This window comes from Kitasatospora sp. NPDC056273, from assembly GCF_042268845.1.
GTDB lineage: Bacteria > Actinomycetota > Actinomycetes > Streptomycetales > Streptomycetaceae > Kitasatospora.
Map to the genome: position 1 here is coordinate 59315 of NZ_JBHJSJ010000022.1, position 18216 is coordinate 77530.

Consider the following 18216-nt stretch of genomic DNA (forward strand, 5'->3'; position numbering starts at 1 on the left):
GGCCGTGGGAGACGGCCTGGCCGGGGGCGCGGCTGTGGTAGCAAGGCAGGCATGAAGGAGCGGGAGCAGGAACGGGAGCGGGAGCGGGAGCGGGCGCGGAAGCGGGGCGGGGGCCGGGGGGCGTACCACCACGGGGCGTTGCCGGAGGCGTTGGTGGCGGCGGCGTTCGAGGTGCTGGACGAGCAGGGGCAGGAGAAGGTCAGCGTGCGGGAGGTGGCGCGCCGGGCCGGGGTGTCGGCGGGGGCGCCGTTCCGTCACTTCGCCGACCGGCAGGCGCTGTTGACCGCGCTGGCGGACCGGGTGCTGGCGGACTTCGTACGCTGGCAGGAGGCCCAGGTGGCGGCCGCGGGGCCGGACGGCAGGTCGGTGATGCGGGCGATCGGGCTGGGGGTCGTCCGGTACGTGCTGCGCCATCCGCGGCGGTTCGAGCTGGTGCGCTCGCGGGTGTTCGCCGCCGCGCGGGACCCGGAGCTGAGCGAGCGGCTGGACGGCATCGACCGGGTGTTCACGGACCTGATCGTCGCGGACCAGGAGGCGGGCCTGCTGCGCCCCGGGGATCCGGCGCTGGTCGGGCTGGCCGGGCAGGCGCTGGTGTACGGGCTGGCGCAGATGATCCTGGACGGCTACCTGCCGGCCGCGGCGGCGGAGGAGCTGGCCTGCCAGGTGATGGACACCTTCGGCCAGGGGATCGCCAACCACCCTTCGCCGTAACCGAATTGTGCGCTGGACGGGCCTTGACCGGGCCATTCCGCGCTGATGTAATCACCGATTACATCGGCACGGGCACGGGAGGCAGAGATGTCCTTGTTCGCCAAGCCGCAGCCGGGCTACACCACGGCCGCCGCCACCGGCGACACCGTGGTGCTGCTGATCGGCATGCGGATCAACCGCTTCTGGGCCGTGCACCACTGGGGCCCGGTGATGTTCTCGATGCTCCGGATGCTGTACGAGCTGGGCCGCGCCCCCGAGCGCGGCCTGCGCGGCCGCATCCTGCTGACCGCCTCGCCGCGCACCTACTACGTCGTCCAGTACTGGGAGTCGAAGGAGAAGCTGTACGGCTACGCGAGCGCGCCGGACGGCTTCCACCACACCGTGTGGGGCATCGTCAACCGCAAGCTGCGGCAGGGCAAGGCGCGCGGCCACGTCGGGCTCTGGCACGAGACGTACATCGTGCCGCAGGGCGGGTACGAGGCGATCTACTTCGACATGCCGCCGTTCGGCCTGGCCGGTGCCACCGGCTCGCTGCCGCTGGAGGCGCGCGGCCGGCGGGCGTCGCAGCGGCTGGCCTACCGGGAGCCGGAGTCCGGTGGGGTGGAGCCGGCCGAGCCGGGGACCGGCGCCTGAGTACGGCCGCGCAGGGAGTGTCGTGAGCCGCCCGGCCGCCGCGCCGTGAGAGCGTCGGGGGATGGTGGATCGGGGCGACGCGCGGCCGGAGGCGCCGGCGCGGCCGGTACGGGTGGTGCACGAGGTGCCGTACCGCGCGCAGTGGGAGTCGGAGGAGCTGGTGCGGGAGATCGTCGACGGGCGGCTGGACGCGTCCGCCGACCCGCGCTGGGGGCAGTCCGGAGCGGCCAGCGCGGAGGAGTACGCGTGGTGGTCCTGGCGGCTGTGCGGGGTGGCCTGCCTGCGGATGGCACTGGCGCACTGGTGGGGTGTGAACCCGGCGGCGATGGCGCTCGCGGAGGAGTGCCTGGCGGCCGGCGCGTACCTGCGGGACGGCGACGGCCTGCGCGGACTGATCCACGCGCCGTTCGCCGGGTACGTCGAGCGGCGCTGGGGACTGGCCGCGCGGGCCCGGGAGTTGACGCCCGAGGAGGTGTCGGCCGAGGTGGTCGGCGGCCGGCTGGTGATGCTCTCGGTGCACCCGTCGATCCGGGAGCCGTACGGGCCGGAGCCGGTCCGGCGCGGCGGGCACCTGGTGCTGGCGGTGGGCGCCACGGACACGGCGCTGCTGGTCCACAACCCCTCCGGGTTCCCGGGGGAGTCGCAGGCCTTCGCGCGCGTGCCGTGGCGGTCGTTCGGGCGGTTCTACGCCGGGCGGGCGATCGTGCTCGGCCCGCCCGGGGCGCTCTCGTCCTGAAGGCGCGGACTGGCCCTGGCGTTGTCCTCGCCCTGGGGTCGCGGACTGGCCGTGGCTGCGCCCTCGCCCCGACGGCGCGGACCGGGCGGGCCGGCCGTCACTGGTTGTCCGGCAGCCCCATCGGGTTGATCGGCAGCTCGCTGCGACAGAGCGCCGAGATCGGCTTCAACGCCGCCGCCAGCCGGTCGAGTTCGGCGCGCGGGTAGTCGTCCCAGACCCGGGCGGCGGCCAGGTCGGTGGCGGCCTCCAGGGTCTGGTGGCGGATCCGGCCGAGCTCGGTGACCGTCCCCTCGGCGGTCAGCCAGCCGCGCTCGACCAGGCGCTCGGCGGCCGCCTCCCACTCGGCGTCCGTCCACCCGCGCAGCGGCTGGATCATCTCGCGCCGCATGTCCATCGCGCAGCGGACCACCAGCGCCTCGCAGCCGTCCAGCCCGGCCGCCACCAGGGCGGCCACGTGGCCGTCGCCGCGGTGCTCGCGCATCACGGTGGCGGCCTGCCAGAGCCGCTCGTAGAGGCCGCTCGGGCGGGGGAGCGCGGCGTTGGCGGCGGCCAGCACCCGGCCGGCGCAGTCCAGCCGGGTGGCGGCCTGCTCCAGGGTCTCGGCGACCAGCTCCACCTGGTTCTTGTCCACGTGCTCCAGCAGCCGGCCCAGGATCGTCGCCGAGGCCTTCAGCCGAACGGCCAGCGCCTCCTCCGGGCTCGCGTGGTTCCACACCTCCGGCAGGGCCCGCTCGACCATCGCCGGAGCGAAGTTGAAGAACGCGGCGGTGACCGGCGGGGCGTCCACCGCGCCGAGCGGGGCCGCGCGGGTGGCGAAGTAGCCGTGCAGGCGGCCGTGCAGACCGGCCTCCTCGAAGGCGGATCGGCCCTCGGGCAGGAAGTAGGTGACGGCGTGCACCGGCTCGAAGAGCCACCACAACGCGCGGGCGGGGTGGACGAGATCGGTCATCGAGGGACCTTCCTCGGACGGAGCCCCGGGCGGGCCGGGGCGCTCGGCTGGTCGGGACGACGGCCCGGCGGGAGCCGCGGCAGGAGCGTGGACCGTTCACCTGGCAGGTGCGTGGACCGTACAAGGGCTGATGACCACGGGGAAGGCCCCGGTAACCCCCGAGGGGGTGTGATGACGGTCACGCGGAGGCGACGCCGTGCGGTCGGCGGCGGTGCGGCACGGGATGATGGGATGAGGTGCCCGCTCCGGGGGCGCCGAGCCCTCGCAAGCCCTCGTACGAAGGTAGTCGGTCATGGCCCAGATCAACCCCAGCATCCTGTCCGCGGACTTCGCCCGGCTCGCCGACGAGGCCGAGGCCGTCCGGGGTTCCGACTGGCTGCACGTGGACGTCATGGACAACCACTTCGTGCCCAACCTCACCCTCGGCGTCCCGGTGGTCGAGTCGCTCGCCCGCGCCACCGACATCCCGCTCGACCTCCACCTGATGATCGAGGACCCGGACCGCTGGGCCCCGCAGTACGTCGAGGCCGGCGCCGGCTCGGTCACCTTCCACGTCGAGGCCGCCGCCGCGCCCGTCCGCCTCGCCCGCGAGATCCGCGCCAAGGGCGCCCGCGCCTCGATGGCGCTCAAGCCCGGCACCCCGATCGAGCCGTACGAGGACCTGCTGCCCGAGCTCGACATGGTGCTGATCATGACCGTCGAGCCCGGCTTCGGCGGCCAGGCCTTCCTGGACATCATGCTGCCGAAGATCCGCCGCACCCGGGAGCTGATCGCCAAGCACGACCTGGAGCTGTGGCTCCAGGTGGACGGCGGCGTCGCGGCCAGCACGATCGAACGCTGCTCGGAGGCGGGCGCGGACGTGTTCGTGGCCGGCTCGGCGGTGTACGGGGCCGAGGACCCGGCCGAGGCGGTCCGCAACCTGCGGGGGCTCGCCGAGAAGGCGGCGGCCGACGCCTGGTGGGCCTGCGGGCACTGAGCGCCCCGGGGGCGGCGGCCCGGCGGCCTACTGGTGCGCCGGGCCGTCGGCGCCGCCGGATGGCCGGGCACGGGTGGAGGAACCCCGCACCGTGGCGGATGATCGGTGACGGTGTCCTCCGAGGAGCCGAGGACCCCGCCCGGCCCCTCTCCGTACGGTGGTGGAACCGCGATGAGCAACCTCGACCTCAAGCCGGCCCCGACCAGCTGCGGCCGCGAGGCCGGCACCGGCCCGGCGAAGGACCTGCTGACGGCCCGTCAGTTCCCGCTTGGCGCAGGCACGGTGGTCCGCCGCCTGCTGCCCAACCTCGGCCGCCGGATGGTCGGAGCCTGGTGCTTCGTGGACCACTACGGCCCCGACGACATCGCCGACGAGCCCGGCATGCAGGTCCCGCCGCACCCGCACATGGGCCTCCAGACGGTCAGCTGGCTCCATCAGGGCGAGGTGCTGCACCGCGACAGCCTGGGCAGCCTCCAGACCGTCCGGCCGTACGAGCTGGGCCTGATGACCTCCGGCCGGGCGATCTCCCACTCCGAGGAGTCCCCCCGCCCGCACGCCCGCCACCTGCACGGCGCCCAGCTCTGGGTCGCCCTCCCGGAGGCCGGCCTCCACCTCGCCCCCGCCTTCGAGCACCACCCCGACCTGCCCGTGGTCACCGCCCCGGGCCTGCGCGCCACCGTCATCCTCGGCACCCTCGACACCGCCACCTCGCCCGGCGCCACCCACACCCCGCTGGTCGGCGCCGACCTCGCTCTCACCGGCGGCGCGGACCTCCGCCTCCCGCTCGTCCCCGACTTCGAGTACGCCGTCCTCGCCATGTCCGGCCGCGTCGACGTCGACGGCGTCCCGGTCGAGCCCGGCTCCATGCTCTACCTCGGCTGCGGCCGCCCCGACCTCCCCCTCCGCGCCGACGGCGACGCCGCCGTCCTCCTCCTCGGCGGCGAGCCCTTCGACGAGAAGATCGTCATGTGGTGGAACTTCATCGGCCGCACCACCGACGACATCGCCCAGGCCCGCACCGACTGGATGGCCGGCACCCGCTTCGGCGAGGTCCACGGCTACGCCGGCGCCCGCCTCCCCGCCCCGGAACTCCCCACCGTCCCCCTCAAGGCCCGCGGCCGCGAGCGCTGACCCGGCGGTCCACGTGGTCGGCGAGGGCGCCGTTCGCGGCCGGAACCGACGGGGACGGCGTCGGCTGGGGGGTGCGGGCAGCCTGATTTCCGTCGGCCGACTACTACAATGCGGAATCCAAGAACGTGGATATCAGGATCAGGGTGGGGGACGAATGGCGGCAACGGATGACTCGGTCATGGTCGATCGCGACGCCTACCTCGATGTCCGCTCCCGCAGCGCGTCCGTCTTCGACCTCGACGCCAGACTGCCCGGCCAGGTTTTCCGGGAGGACGCGGGGGATTCGCTGTTCTGCGAGTTCGACGCGGTCCTCACCCGGGAGTTCTGGCCGGCGCTCTGCGCGATGGCCCGGTGGCACGGCGACGACCGCATCGACCTGCTGGTTCTCAAGCCCGGTGCCGACGAGTTCTACCTTCCGGAGTGTGGGACGTACCCGGCGGTGTCGCTGTCCGTCGACGCGGGCATGGACGACTACTGGGAGAGGATCGGCTTCACGTCGGACGATGATTTCGCGGAGTCGATCGCGGTTTCCGCCAATGTCATCGCGGTGACCGGCCCTTCCGGACGGTGGGGGTGCTGGGGCGAGAGGGATCCCGAGGTCGCGGTTTTCCGGGGTTTTCCGGATGCGGCCACGCGGAACGAATGGCGCGAGCGGTTCGGACCCTTCCTCGAGGTGTCGGGCGCACTGGAGTCGTATGTCTCGATGGCCTTTTGGCTCCATGGCATCCCGGACGCCTTCGCGGCGGCCCTGACCGCCAACTACGGACCCCCCGACGGTAGGACGCCGTAACGTCACGGGGTTCCAGTGGAGTTGCGGTGACGCTCCGCAGTGTCCCGGTCAGGGCTCCTGTCGGCCCGGGGATGCGGGCGGGGGACGAGGCCGCCCGACCACGCGGGTGGTGCGTCGGCCGGTGGCGGGGTCCAGGCCGGGCATGAGCTCCTTCGCCTGCGCGACCGCCTGGCAATCCTGATGTTTGAAAGCCGGGAGATACCGCTGTACTGCCCGATTCCCCTGCGGGCGGGGCAGGGGCCGTGTGAGGATGTGCGGCGTGCCGCCAGCTCCCGAGCTCCGCCGTTGGCTCTCCAGCCAGCCGCCGGACGCCGTTCAGCATCTGCTCGCCTTCCTCGCCGTCGTGCACGGCCAACCCTTCGGTTACAAGGGTGAACCGACCGGACAGGTCCGTGCGAGTGCCGCGGGTATGCGCTCCTGGGTCGCCAAGGCCCCCGCGGATCTGCTCCTCCACATAGCCGACGTCGGGCGCGGGGTCGCCGACAAGATGGCTCGTCAACACGGCTTTGCGAAGCAGGGCTTACGGGACGCGGACGCCGAGCGCCTGAGGTCGGCGTTGACGAGCCTGCCGCCGTCGCTCGCCTGCCTCGCCCTCCACTGGTATCCGCTGTCCGATGAGGACACGCCCGAACGCGGCCGTGTCCTGGAGCATTGGGACACCCTGTGGGAGGCCGCTGTGACATCGGCGGACTGGCCCGAGCCGAAACGCGGCCGCCGTGCGAGCAAGGCGGAGACGACCGCGCCCGGCGCGGCCTCGGAGGAGGCCCGGTACGGCGACCCGCACAGCACGCGGCCCGAAGCCGCAGACAGGGGGAACGTGGTGTCCGGCGACCTGGCGGAGCAGCTTGAGTCCGCTGCGCAGCGCCTGCGCGGGGAAGGCGAGGCGCTGGCCGAGCGGCTGGAGGGCCTGGCGGTGGACGTCCGCAGAGGAGTGGGGCGGCGGGACGCCGACCTGTCCGCGGCCGTGGACGCCTGGTTCGGTCTGCGGGCCGCCACCGCCGAGTTGGCGCTGGGACTCGGTGGCGACGTCCAGTGGGCGGTCGCGCAGACCCACGATGACCTCGACCGGATCCTGGCGGACGTCCGCTCGGCCAAGGTCGGGGAGGAGATCGCGACGGCCCTGGTGGAGCGCGAGAGGCTCGTCGCCATGCTGGGCGCGGTGGCCTATCCGGGTGTGCGGACCGCGCTGCAGGTGGAGGTCGACGCCATCGACGCCCGGCTCCAGGAGCTGCGGTCGCTCGGTGGACCGCAGCTCGGGACCCGTCCGGCCGACGCCACCCCTCCGGCCGACGCCACCCGCCCGGAGGAGTCCGTCGAGCCGGCCGTGACCGGCGGTGCCGCCGGCGGGGAACCGCCCGCGTCGGCAGATGCGGGTGCGGTCCCCGCCGCGGTCGAGGTCGACGCACAGGCGCCGGACGCCGTCTTCGACGGGCCCGGGCAGTTCGCCGACACCCTCGACACGCCGGTCCCCGAGGAGGAGCGGGAAGGCCCGGAAGCCGTACGGGCGGAGCCCGCGGCGGGCGGCAGCGCGACCGGGCCCGAGCCGGCGCCGGTCGGTGCGACCCTCACGCCGGTGGGCCCGGCCGCGGCTCCGCGGACGGCGGACGAGCCGGGCGGCCGCCCCAGGCCCGCCGCCACTGCCACTGCCGCCGCCACCGTTGGAACCAGCCAACTGCCGAGTCCGTCAAGGCCGTTGGCGGAACCGCGCGTCGTCCGCCCGATCGGCATCCCGAAGCAGGCGTCGGCCGAGGCCGAGCCGAAGACCGCCAAGGTGGTCGAGGCACCGGTGGCCGTCGAACCGACCACCGACGTCTGGACGCGGACCGGCGACTGTCCCTCCCCGGTCGAGCAGATGGTGGCCGAGGGCAGGTTGGCCGAGGCGTACTGGCTGACCCGGGCCGCCCGGGAGCGCCAGGAGCGGTGCCAGTCCCTGGCCTTCGCCACGTCGGCGTTCGGGCTGGCCCCGGGGCAGCAGGCGGCGATAGCCCTGCAGGTCGGCGTCGAGGACAAGGCGCTGCCGACCGCCGAGGACCGGGACGGCTACCTCATCGCCCTGGCCGCCGCGGTGCGCAGCGGACTGCAGGCCGGCTGGGCACTGCCGATCGTCAACGACTTCGCACAGCTCCCCGGCCTGCCCGAGGTCTGGAACGAGCTCTTCCGGACGCTGGCGCTGGAGATCCGCCGGGGGGTCTCCGTCCAGCCGGGCGACGAGGTCCGGCTCGGGCAGGACGACACCGTCGATCCGGCGGACCTGCGCGATCGGGCGGAGGCCCTCAGGGCCCGTCTGGGGACCAGCAAGACGGCGTACCAGCTCGCGTCCCGGGTGCTCCAGACCCTGCTCAAGGACGACGCGGAGCTCGGGCACACCCTCAACCTGATCGTGGCGTGGTCGGTGGGCGGCGCCACCTCGGAGCAGCTTCGTCAGGACCTGGAGGGCACCTACGGGGAGGCCGACGCGATCGATCGGATCATCAAGGAGACGACGCGCCGGGTCAGTTCGCCCAACCAGCGGAAGACCAAGATCATCGCCACCGCCCTGGACCAACTGCGGGGACGGATCGGGGAGGTGACGACGCTGCTGCGCGAGGCGGTGCAGGTCGCCGAGATGCCGCCGCGCGGCGACAACCGGCGACTCGGGAGCGAACTGCTCGTCGCGCTCCGGGCGGCGGGGAAGTCGGCCCTGCTGCCGGGCCCCGGCGGCGAAGCGGTCCGGCTGCTGCTCGACTGGATCGGCGACGGAGTCTCCCGGGGCGCCTCACGGGCCCTGCCCGGTCTGCCCGGCACCGACGCGCTGCTGGTCCTGCCGCGCCTGGCCTGGACCGCGGCGGCCGACGGCCAGGACACGCCGGACCTCGCCGCACCGGACGTCCTGGACGCCCTGCTGGAGGTCCTGAAGCCGGCCGACCCCGGGAAGGCGTTCGGCGCCCACCTCGACCGCGGTGACCTGCACATCGCCGCGCGGCTCCTCGACCTCGCGGGAGCGGGTCGGCTGGGCGCCCTCCCCGCACCCGAGGTGAACCAGCCGGACGCGTGGCGGCGCCGGCTCGGTGACGCCGAGGCCCAGTGGCGCCTCAGGGCCGAGACGGCCCTGCGCAAGGCCGACGACCTCTTCGCGCACGTCCGGCTGCAGAACCTGCTCACCCCCGAGCAGGAGAGCCATCTGGCGGCCCGGCTCCTCGACCTCAAGACCTCGGACCGGAGCCTGCGGTTCCGTCATCTGCTGGAGCGGGTGCGGGACGTCGTCGCCCTGCTGGACGAACGGGTGTCGGAGAAGACGGACCAGCTGCGCGAGCAACTGGTCGACCTGAACCTCGACGGGGCGGACCTCGCCCGGATCAGCGCCCTGATCGACCGCGGCGACGTCGCCACCGCGGAGGAGCTGCTCTCCTTCGCCCGCAAGGGCGACCGCATCCCGGAGCAGGTCGCGGAGACCGGCACCGAGCTGGCGGCCTTCCTGGAGGGCGTGCGCCACCCGGAGTCGCCCAGGGCCAGCAGCACCGGAGTCGACGCGCGGTGGTGGTTCGACCACTACGCGCGCGGGCGCTCCGGTCAGGCGGAGACCGACGCGGTCACCGGCGCCCTGGAGGCCTGGGAGTCGCTCGGGCGGCTGAACGAGCGCCGCAACTCCTTCCAGAAGCACGTCCCCAGCGTGCTGCGGATGCTCGGCCTGAGCGTCAAGGCCCCGGTCCGGCTGGTCGACCAGGACCGCAAGGACTGGCAGGTGATGACGCTCTCGGTCACCGCGGAGATAAGCGACAACGTCCCGGGCTACGTGTCCCGGATCGGCTCCCGGGCCAAGGGCAGTTACCGGGTCCTCATCGTCGGCACCGAGGAGCTCGGCCCCGACGCCCTGCTGCGCCACCTGCCCGAGTCCGCGCTCGGCGCCAACATCATCCTCTACCTGCAGCCGCTCGGCATCAGCGGGCGCCGGCGCCTCGCCCAGGCCTCCCACCAGAAGCCGCAGCAGGCGATCGTCGTCGACCCGGCCGTGTTCGGCTGGATCGCCGCCGGTGAGGCCCGCTCCTTCCGCGCGGTGCAGCGGGTGACGCTGCCGTGGGCCGCGTACCGACCGTACGAGCCGTTCCAGGCCGGCCAGGTCGCCGCCGAGGTGTTCAAGGGCCGCGACGACGAGAAGCGCACGATCATGGCCCGTGAGGGCGGCCTCTTCCTCTACGGCGGGCGGCAGTTGGGCAAGTCCTCGCTGCTCCGGCAGGTGGCCGAGAGCTTCCGGGCGGGGCACGGCGGCAACCAGGTCGCGGTCTACACCGACCTGCGGTTCGCCGAGATCGGGCTCAGCCGGCTCCCGCAGGAGATCTGGAGCGTGCTGGCCCAGCAGTTGAAGGCCGCCGGGGTGCTCGACCGCAGCGTCTCGGAGCACGCCAGCGCCACCGCCATCGGCGACCAGATCCAGCAGTGGCTGAACGAGAGCGAGGAGCGCCGCATCCTCTTCCTCGCCGACGAGGCGGACGCGTTCCTCAACGCGGACGCCCGGCCGGTCGAGACGGCGGGGGCGCAGTCGACCTTCCGGACCCTCACCGGCCTGATGAAGCTGATGGCCGACACCGAGCGCCGCTTCAAGATCGTGTTCGCGGGCCTGCACCAGGTGCAGCGCTACAACCGGCTCACCAACTCCATCACCGGTCACGGCGGCGAGCCGGTCCTGGTCGGGCCGCTGCGCGCGAAGGCCGCGATCGACCTGGTCGTCGAACCGCTGGCCGCGGCCGGGCTGTTCTTCGAGAACCCGGATCTGGTCTGGAGCATCCTGGCGCTGACCAACAACCAGGCCAACCTCGTCCAGATCGTCTGCGAGGGACTGGTCGAGGAGATGCAGGGCCGAGCCCTCTCCACCGAGGGCGGGCGCCCCCGGATCACCAACGCCGACGTGCAGAAGGTCGTCGCGAAGGGAGGCATCCGGGACAAGATCCGCGACCGGCTCCGCCTGACCATCGACCTGGAGGACCGGTACCGGGTCCTGACGCTGATCCTGGCCCTGCGCAGCCTCACCCTCACGGACGGCTACGCCCGCGGCTACACGCCCCAGGAGCTGCAGGAGGAGGCGCACCGGGTGTGGCCGGACGGGTTCCCGGAGCAGAACGGCGTGGACGAGGTCCGCACCGACCTGGTGGAGATGGAGGGCCTCGGGCTGGTGCTCCCGCTCCCGGGTCGGAGCAACAGCTTCGTCATGCGCAGCCCGAACCTCGTCAACATGCTCGGCACCCGCGACGAGCTCGAAGCGGAGCTGCGCACCAGCGAGTTCACCCAGAAGTACGACTACAACCCGCGCGTCGCCCGCCGGTCCATCGGCGTCGACAGCGGACGGGTCATGCGGATGAGCCCGCTGACCGACGAGCAGTGGCATGACGCGCTGTCCCGGCGCGCCGCGGTGATCACGGCCTCGGCGGCGCTCGGTGCCGACTCCCTGGCCAAGGCGGCGGAGCAGCACGTCGGGAGGGAGTGCCAGGTCGTGTCCGCGGCACCCGCGGAGCTGACCCAGACCGTCACCAGGTGGGCCCGGGAGCGCTCGCCGCACCTGATCTTCGTCGACCTGCGGGGTGTGCCCGCGGCGGACGTGCGGGCCGCCGTCGAGCGGCTCGCCAAGTACGCCTCGGCGGCGGAGGAGGAGGGCAAGGAGATTCCGCGCCGGCGCGCGCTGGCCGTCGTCGACCCGTTGACCGCGCTCGGTCCCGACTTCCCGGAGGTGTCCCGGGCGCAGCCGCAGCGCTGGAACGCGACCAGCCTGCGGGCCTGGCCGGAGCAGCCGTTCGTCTCGGTCGAGGAGCGCCGCAACCTGATCGAGGTGACCGGCGGCTGGCCCGCCTTCGTCGAGCGGGCCATCGCCCAGTACCTCCAGGGCGCTCCCCGGGAGCGGCTCTTCGACGCGACGCGGGCCCTGACGGACGACCCCGATTTCGCCCGGAGCCACCTGCGGCGGGTCGGCCTCTCCGACCGCCGGGTCGAGCAGATGGCCGGCTGGGCCGACATGTTCAGCCCGGAGGAGCACCGACAGGGCAGGGCCCACGCCGTCCCGCAGGACCTGGCGGTGGTGCTCGACGACGACCTGGACGAGGCCGAGGCGCTGCTGGCGGATCTGGAGGCGCTCGGGGTCCTGGACGACGACGGCGAGGTCCTCACCGTCGACAGCGTCACCTTCCGCGCGCTCAAGGCCGTGGCGGGCGCGCAGGGCGGGTCGGTGTGACCGAGCTCGTCGATCCGGTCGGCGGGCTGTCCCCGGAGGCGGTCCGGTACCTGCCGGGCGCGCGGCGCCACTGCGCCGGGGTGCTCGCCGACCTGCGCGCCGGGCTGACCTGCGTCTGGCTGTTCCCGGACGCCGAGGTGGAGTCGGAGCGCGCGGACCGGGCCGTGGAGGAGGTGGTCCACGGCCTGGACGACGTCGTGGACGTTCCCGGCAAGGAGACGGGGCCGCGCCCGGCCGCGGCCCCGCCGGAGCCGCGGGTGCCCTGGGAGCCGCCCGGCGGCGGGGGTGGGTCGGCCGCCCACCACACCGGGGAGCACCCCGAGGACACGTTCGACGTCGACGACGGCTTCGGGGACTGGGACCCGTTCGGGATCTTCGGCGGTGGGGGTCTCCGGGCGTCCGAGGGCCTGCCGCCCGCACCGGCCGTCGACTCCCGGTTCCCGGACGGTCCGGACGGCCCGGGCACCGACGTCGCCGCGCGCCTGGCCCGCAGCCTCGGCCTGGACGGGGACCTGGTCACCGAGCTGGTCGGCGACGCGGACGGCCGGGCGCCCGTGCTCGTCGTCCGGGCCTGGACCGAGGCGGACCCGCACGGGGTCTCCCGGCTGCTGCGCCGGTTCCAGGCCGCCGTGAAGGAGGCCGGCCTCAGGCCGAGCGATCGTCCGCGGCTGCTGGTGGCCTCCCGGCTCCAGGACCTGGAGCCGGACACCACGGTGCTCCTCGACGGAACGGTGTCCAGAGCGCACTGGTGGTGGGGGGTGTGGAACCACCTCGACACCGCCACCGTGGTCGCCGAGGCGATTCCGCACGCGGGCTCCGGGCAGGCCCACGACCGCATGACGCCGACCAAGCTCATCCGGCACGCCCTGCGCCGCGAAACCGTGGTCCAGACGGCCGGGCCCGATCTGGGACTGGCGGTGGAGCTGGCCAGGGTCTGGAGCGGCAGGACCGGGGAGCTGGCTTCCGCCCTGGGCGAGTGCTGCCCCGGGGATGGCACCGTCGGGCCGGGCTCCCAGGGCCGGAGCACGCCCGGAGCGGCGTACGCGCCGCTCCCCGAGAACGGCCTGCGCGAGGCGTGGTCGGCCGGGTCGGTCGACAGCTGGGAGGGGCAGATCCGGCACAGCCCCCGCTCCGGTGCGGGGGGATCCGGTGGCACGGAGCTCGACAAGCTGGTCTGGCAGGCCCAGAACCGCGTCCTGCTGCCCCTCATCGACGACGCCCGCGTCGGCTTCGTCGAGCTGCTTCCGCGCATAGCGGTACGCGGTGTCACCCGGCTCGTCGACACCTACGTCCGGCGGTCCCTGCGCGACGCCAACGGATCGTCGGCGGATCCGGCGTCCATGGAACTCGGTGAGCTCTACGACGCGGCGGTGCACCGGGACATCACCCTGACCGACGACCAGTTCGGTCGGCTGCGCACGCTCCGGCTGGCACGCAACAAGCTCGCCCATCGCACGCCGATAGCCGATGCCCTGCTCCACGACCTGCTGGACGCGCTCTCCGGCCCCTGACACCCGCGCTGTCGGACAGCCCAGTCGGCGCGTGCGACGCCGAACGGCCACGGGCCCGCGCTGCGGGGCCGTGGCCGGAGGGGGCTATCGGGCGGTCGTGGCGGACGGGGTCTTCTTCCGGGCGCGGTAGGCGGCGGCCTTGATCTTGTTGCCGCAGGAGTCCATGCCGCACCACTGGCGGCGCATGCCCCGGGAGCGGTCGATGTAGACCCGGGTGCACTCCGGGTTGCCGCACTCCTTCAGCAGGGGGACGTCCGGGCCGCTGAGGAGTTCGACCGCCTGGCGCGCGACGGTTGCCAGCGCCTGTTCGGGGGTCGCCTCGTTGTGCCGTCCGGTCAGGGTGAGCTGCGGTGTCACGGGCGGTTTGCGCGCGGCGCCGTTGAGTACGGCGAGTGCCTCGCGGTCGAAGGCCTCGCCGAGTCGGCGGTTGGTGATCAGCCGGTAGACGGCCTCGCGGACGGTGGTCGCCTCGCGGACGTCCTGGTCGTCACCGGGCGTGATCGTGTCCACCAGGCCGCAGTCCAGGTACCAGGCGTTCAGGCGCTCCGGCGTCACGAACATCTCGAACCGGACCGTGCGCCGTGCACGGAGCGTAGCGGCGAAGTCCAGGGCGGGGTGCCCGCAGACGAAGACATGGTCAAGGTTCACATCACCATGCTGGCAGGTGACTGTGTCGGGGGGCAATGACGGGTGGCGCCCGCCGGGTCGAGCCGCAGCTCGCGGCCCTGCCAGCGTCGGCGCAGCCAGCGGTCGTGGCTCGCGAGGACGATCGCGCCGGGACCGGTGCCGAAGGCCTCCTCCAGTTCGTCGCAGAGGCGCGGGGAGAGGTGGTTGGTGGGTTCGTCGAGCAGCAGCAGCCGGGGCGGTTCGGCCACCAGGAGCGCCAGTGCGAGCCGGCGGCGCTGCCCGACGGACAGCCGGCCGACGGGCTTGTCCAGGTCCGCCGCGTGCAGCAGGCCGAGCGGTCCCAGCGGCACCCGCTCGGCGCGCGCCGCGCCCAGCGCCTGCTCGTAGGTGTCGCGGACGGTGCGGTCGGGCCGGTCGAACTGGGTGTCCTGGGTGAGCAGTCCGACCGTCAGTCCGGGGTGCCGGTGCACCGTGCCCTCGGCCGTGAGGTGGCCGGCGAGTACGGCGAGCAGCGTCGACTTGCCCGTCCCGTTGCCGCCCGTGACCAGCAGACGGTCGTCCGGGGCGACGTCCAGGCCGTCCAGTACGAGTCGGCCGGGCACCCGGAGGTCCCGGAGCGACACCAGGGGCCGGAGGCCCTCGCCGGTGTCGGACGGCGCGTGGGCGTCCGCCGCCAGGGATTCGACGGCGAACCGCAGCGGGCGCGGCGGTTCGGGGACCTGCGCGCGCTCCAGCTCCTCCAGTCGGCGGGCGGCGTTGCGCACCCGTCGGGAGACCTGGTTCTGCACCCGGCCGGCCCGGTGGCCGTAGCCCATCTTCTCGTTGTCACGCGGCCCCCGGTCCGGTGCGACCAGGTGCGCGGTCACGCCGGCCGCGTGGCGCAGCTGCGTCAACTCCTGCTGCTCCTCGGCGAATCGCCGCTCCCAGCGGTCCCGCTCGGCGCGCCGCTCGCCCAGGTAGGCGCTGTAGTTGCCGCCGTAGCGGACCGGTCCGTCCACCGCCGGGTCGAGGTCGACCAGGTGGGTGCAGACGGCGTCGAGGAACGCCCGGTCGTGGGCGGCGACGACCACGGTGCCGGGCAGTGCGCGGACCTGCTCCTCCAGGAAGGCGGCGGCGCCGTCGTCGAGGTGGTTGGTCGGCTCGTCCAGCAGCAGCGCGGACGGCCGTCGGACCAGCAGCGCCGCGAGGGCCAGCCGGCCGCGCTGCCCGCCGGACAGCGAGCCGAGCGTGCGGTCGTGCCCGAGCGGGCCGAGGGCCGGTGCGCCGAGGCCCAGCCCGTCGAGGACCAGGGCGGCACGGCGGTCGGCGTCCCAGGACTCCCGGTACCGGGCCTGTTCCAGCCGCCTGCCGTAGGCGTCCAGGAGTTCCGGGTGGCCGGGGTCGGACTCCGGGAGCCGGGCGATCTCCGCGCCGAGCCGGTCCAGTTCCACCAGGTCCTCGCGGGCCTCGCGCAGCGCGTCGTCCAGGACGGCGGCGACGGTCGCGGCGGGGTCGAAGGGCATCTCCTGGTGCAGGAAGCCGAGGTCATCGGGGCGGGAGACGCTTCCCGCGTCGGGTTCGTCCACGCCGGCGAGCACCCGCAGCAGGGTGGACTTGCCGGCGCCGTTCTCCCCGATCAGGCCGATCCGGTGGCCGGGGGCGGCGGTCAGGCCGACGCCGTCGAGGACGCGACGACCGCCGAGGACGCGGACGAGGTCATGGGCGAGCAGGGCGTTCTGAGACAGGGGGAACACGGGAAGCCTTCCGACGTGAGGGGGTGGGCCCGCCCGGGCACCGAGCCTCGGGCGGGCCGCGTCACACGGCGGCGGGTCACACCGCGGGCGCCCCCGTCTCCCGCAGCGTGCCGTCGGCCAGCCGGAGCCAGCGGTTCACCCCGATCTCGGCGAGGAAGCGCTCGTCGTGACTGACCACCAGGAAGGCGCCCTGGTACGAGTTCAGCGCGCTCTCCAACTGCCCGGCGCTGACCAGGTCGAGGTTGTTGGTCGGCTCGTCGAGCAGCAGCAGCTGCGGGGCCGGCTCCGCGCACAGCACGCAGGCCAGGGTGGCGCGCAGCCGCTCGCCGCCGGAGAGCACCCCGACCGGCAGATGGGCGCGGGCGCCGCGGAACAGGAAGCGGGCGAGCAGGTTCATCCGCTCCGTCTCGGGCCGCTCGGGGGCGAACGCGGCGAAGTTCTCCGCCACGGTGCGGTCGAGGTCCAGCAGGTCCAGGCGCTGCGAGAGGTAGGCGATCCGCCCGTCGTTGCGCTTGATCTCCCCGCTGTCCGGGGTGAGTTCGCCGGTGACCAGGCGCAGCAGGGTGCTCTTGCCCGCGCCGTTGGGCCCGGTCAGCGCGATGCGTTCGGGGCCGCGGACGCTCAGGTCGACGCCGCCGTCGGCGAACACCGGGCGGCCGGCGTGGTGGACCTGCAGGCCCTCGCCGAGGAAGAGGTTGCGCCCGGCGGGCACCTGGGTGTCGGGCAGCTCCAGTGAGAGCCGCTGCTCCTCGCGCAGGGCGCGCCCGGCCTCGTCCAGCCGGGCCTTGGCCTCGCCGACCCGGGCCGCGTGCATCTGGCCGGCCCGGCCCGCGGACTCCTGGGCGCCGCGCTTCATGTTCCCGGCGAAGATGCGGGGCAGGCCGGCGCTCTTGAGGTTGCGGGCGGCGTTGCTCTGACGGCGCTCGGCGCGTTCGCGGGCCTGCTGCATCTCCCGCTTCTCCCGCTTCAGCTCCTGCTCGGCGTTGCGGACGTTCTTCTCGGCGACCTCCTGCTCGGCCCGGACGGCCTCCTCGTACGCGGTGAAGTCGCCCCCGTAGAAGCGCAGTTCGCCGTTGCCGAGCTCGGCGATGTGCTGCATCCGGTCGAGCAGAGCGCGGTCGTGGCTGACCAGCAGCAGGCAGCCGTTGAATTCCCCCAGCACGTCGTAGAGCTTGTGCCGGGCCTCCGCGTCGAGGTTGTTGGTCGGCTCGTCGAGCAGCAGCACGTCGGGGCGCTTGAGCAGCTGGGCAGCGAGGCCGAGGGAGACGATCTGGCCGCCGCTGAGCGTGCTCAGGCCGCGGTCCAGGGTGAGGTCGGTCAGGCCGAGGCGGTCGAGCTGGGCACGGGTGCGCTCCTCGATGTCCCAGTCGTCGCCGATGGTGGTGAAGTGCCGCTCGTCGACGTCCCCGGACTCCACGGCGTCGATGGCCCGGATGACGGCGGCGACGTCGAGCACCTCGGCGACGGTGAGGTCGGAGGTCAGGGGCAGGCTCTGGCGGAGGTAGCCGAGCCGTCCGGTGACCGACACCGAGCCGGTGGCGGGCTTGAGATCGCCGGCGATCAGCTTGAGCAGGGTGCTCTTGCCGGCGCCGTTGGGGGCGACCAGGCCCGTCCGGCCCGCGGGCACGGTGAAGGACAGGTCCTGGAAGACCGGGGTGTCGTCGGGCCAGGCGAAGGAGAGGTTCGAGCAGACGACGGCGGCGTTGGACACGTTGGACATGGGGATGACCTCGAAGGGATGAGGGCAGGAAGGTAGACCTCTGCCCTGGGCAGACGTGCGGAGAAGGGGTACGACAAAACGGACCACCTCGGCGGCGCTCCTGAAGCACCGGCCGGTGGCCGTCAGATCCGGATCTCACCCGGAGATGTCGTCGTCACCCGCCACGTCTGCCACTCCTCGATCACACGACTACAGGTCGCTGCGACTGTAGCAGGCACCGCCGACAGCCGGCAGCGGATATGTGCGCGCCCAGCGGGCGGCGGCCGGCAACTGCCCTCTGCCACGGCTCCTTTCGCTCCGGCTCCCGCGTCGGCCGGTGCCGCCGGGGCCCCTTCGCCGTCTCGTTGACAGGCCGGGCGCGACCGTGCCAGCATCGTCACCTGCTGAACCGGTGACGGACATGAGAACAGCCCGACCCGGCGTACCTGCGAGAGTCACCCGTACGCACCGGCTGCTTGAGCCGAACCTGGGCTGAGAAGCGCCACTTGCGGCGACTGCCCGAG

General features: G+C 73.7%; 12 protein-coding genes. 8 read left to right on the top strand and 4 right to left on the bottom strand.

Translation table 11 applies throughout. The features are described from left to right. The first annotated feature begins 51 nt into the window (after positions 1-51). The 3 genes from ACFCY1_RS20915 to ACFCY1_RS20925 all read left to right on the top strand — a co-directional run bounded on the left by ACFCY1_RS20915 (position 52) and on the right by ACFCY1_RS20925 (position 2080). On the top strand, positions 52-711 hold the full coding sequence (locus ACFCY1_RS20915; RefSeq protein ID WP_375875526.1) for a TetR/AcrR family transcriptional regulator: 660 nt from the start codon (positions 52-54) through the stop codon (positions 709-711). A gap of 87 nt (positions 712-798) precedes the next feature. Continuing rightward, complete coding sequence (locus ACFCY1_RS20920) at positions 799-1344, top strand: DUF4188 domain-containing protein (protein WP_375875527.1); 546 nt, start codon at positions 799-801, stop codon at positions 1342-1344. 61 nt (positions 1345-1405) lie between these two features. After that, a complete protein-coding gene (locus ACFCY1_RS20925; RefSeq protein WP_375875528.1) occupies positions 1406-2080 on the top strand; it encodes a C39 family peptidase in 675 nt (224 codons plus the stop codon). A gap of 97 nt (positions 2081-2177) precedes the next feature. On the opposite strand, the gene ACFCY1_RS20930 is transcribed toward ACFCY1_RS20925, so the two are convergent. After that, a complete protein-coding gene (locus tag ACFCY1_RS20930; RefSeq protein WP_049649292.1) occupies positions 2178-3029 on the bottom strand; it encodes a hypothetical protein in 852 nt (283 codons plus the stop codon). A gap of 292 nt (positions 3030-3321) precedes the next feature. Here ACFCY1_RS20930 and rpe point away from each other — a divergent pair, with 292 nt between their 5' ends. The 5 genes from rpe to ACFCY1_RS20955 all read left to right on the top strand — a co-directional run bounded on the left by rpe (position 3322) and on the right by ACFCY1_RS20955 (position 13633). After that, positions 3322-4005 carry a ribulose-phosphate 3-epimerase gene (rpe, locus tag ACFCY1_RS20935; protein WP_049649291.1) on the top strand — a complete coding sequence of 228 codons (684 nt, stop codon included), beginning with the start codon at positions 3322-3324 and terminating at the stop codon, positions 4003-4005. 171 nt (positions 4006-4176) lie between these two features. Continuing rightward, on the top strand, positions 4177-5136 hold the full coding sequence (locus tag ACFCY1_RS20940) for a pirin family protein (RefSeq protein ID WP_375875529.1): 960 nt from the start codon (positions 4177-4179) through the stop codon (positions 5134-5136). A gap of 178 nt (positions 5137-5314) precedes the next feature. After that, complete coding sequence (locus tag ACFCY1_RS20945) at positions 5315-5926, top strand: hypothetical protein (protein WP_375875530.1); 612 nt, start codon at positions 5315-5317, stop codon at positions 5924-5926. A gap of 259 nt (positions 5927-6185) precedes the next feature. After that, positions 6186-12122 carry a hypothetical protein gene (locus tag ACFCY1_RS20950; RefSeq protein WP_375875531.1) on the top strand — a complete coding sequence of 1979 codons (5937 nt, stop codon included), beginning with the start codon at positions 6186-6188 and terminating at the stop codon, positions 12120-12122. After that, complete coding sequence (locus ACFCY1_RS20955; RefSeq protein WP_375875532.1) at positions 12119-13633, top strand: hypothetical protein; 1515 nt, start codon at positions 12119-12121, stop codon at positions 13631-13633. The genes ACFCY1_RS20950 and ACFCY1_RS20955 overlap by 4 nt, the downstream gene beginning before the upstream one ends. Before the next feature lie 84 nt (positions 13634-13717). Here ACFCY1_RS20955 and ACFCY1_RS20960 read toward each other — a convergent pair whose 3' ends face one another. The 3 genes from ACFCY1_RS20960 to abc-f form a co-directional block, all read right to left on the bottom strand. Further along, complete coding sequence (locus ACFCY1_RS20960; RefSeq protein WP_375875533.1) at positions 13718-14281, bottom strand: CGNR zinc finger domain-containing protein; 564 nt, start codon at positions 14279-14281, stop codon at positions 13718-13720. Continuing rightward, a complete protein-coding gene (locus ACFCY1_RS20965; protein WP_375875569.1) occupies positions 14278-15984 on the bottom strand; it encodes an ABC-F family ATP-binding cassette domain-containing protein in 1707 nt (568 codons plus the stop codon). The genes ACFCY1_RS20960 and ACFCY1_RS20965 overlap by 4 nt, the downstream gene beginning before the upstream one ends. An 85-nt stretch (positions 15985-16069) precedes the next feature. After that, a complete protein-coding gene (abc-f, locus tag ACFCY1_RS20970) occupies positions 16070-17704 on the bottom strand; it encodes a ribosomal protection-like ABC-F family protein (RefSeq protein WP_049649298.1) in 1635 nt (544 codons plus the stop codon). Positions 17705-18216: the final 512 nt, after the last annotated feature.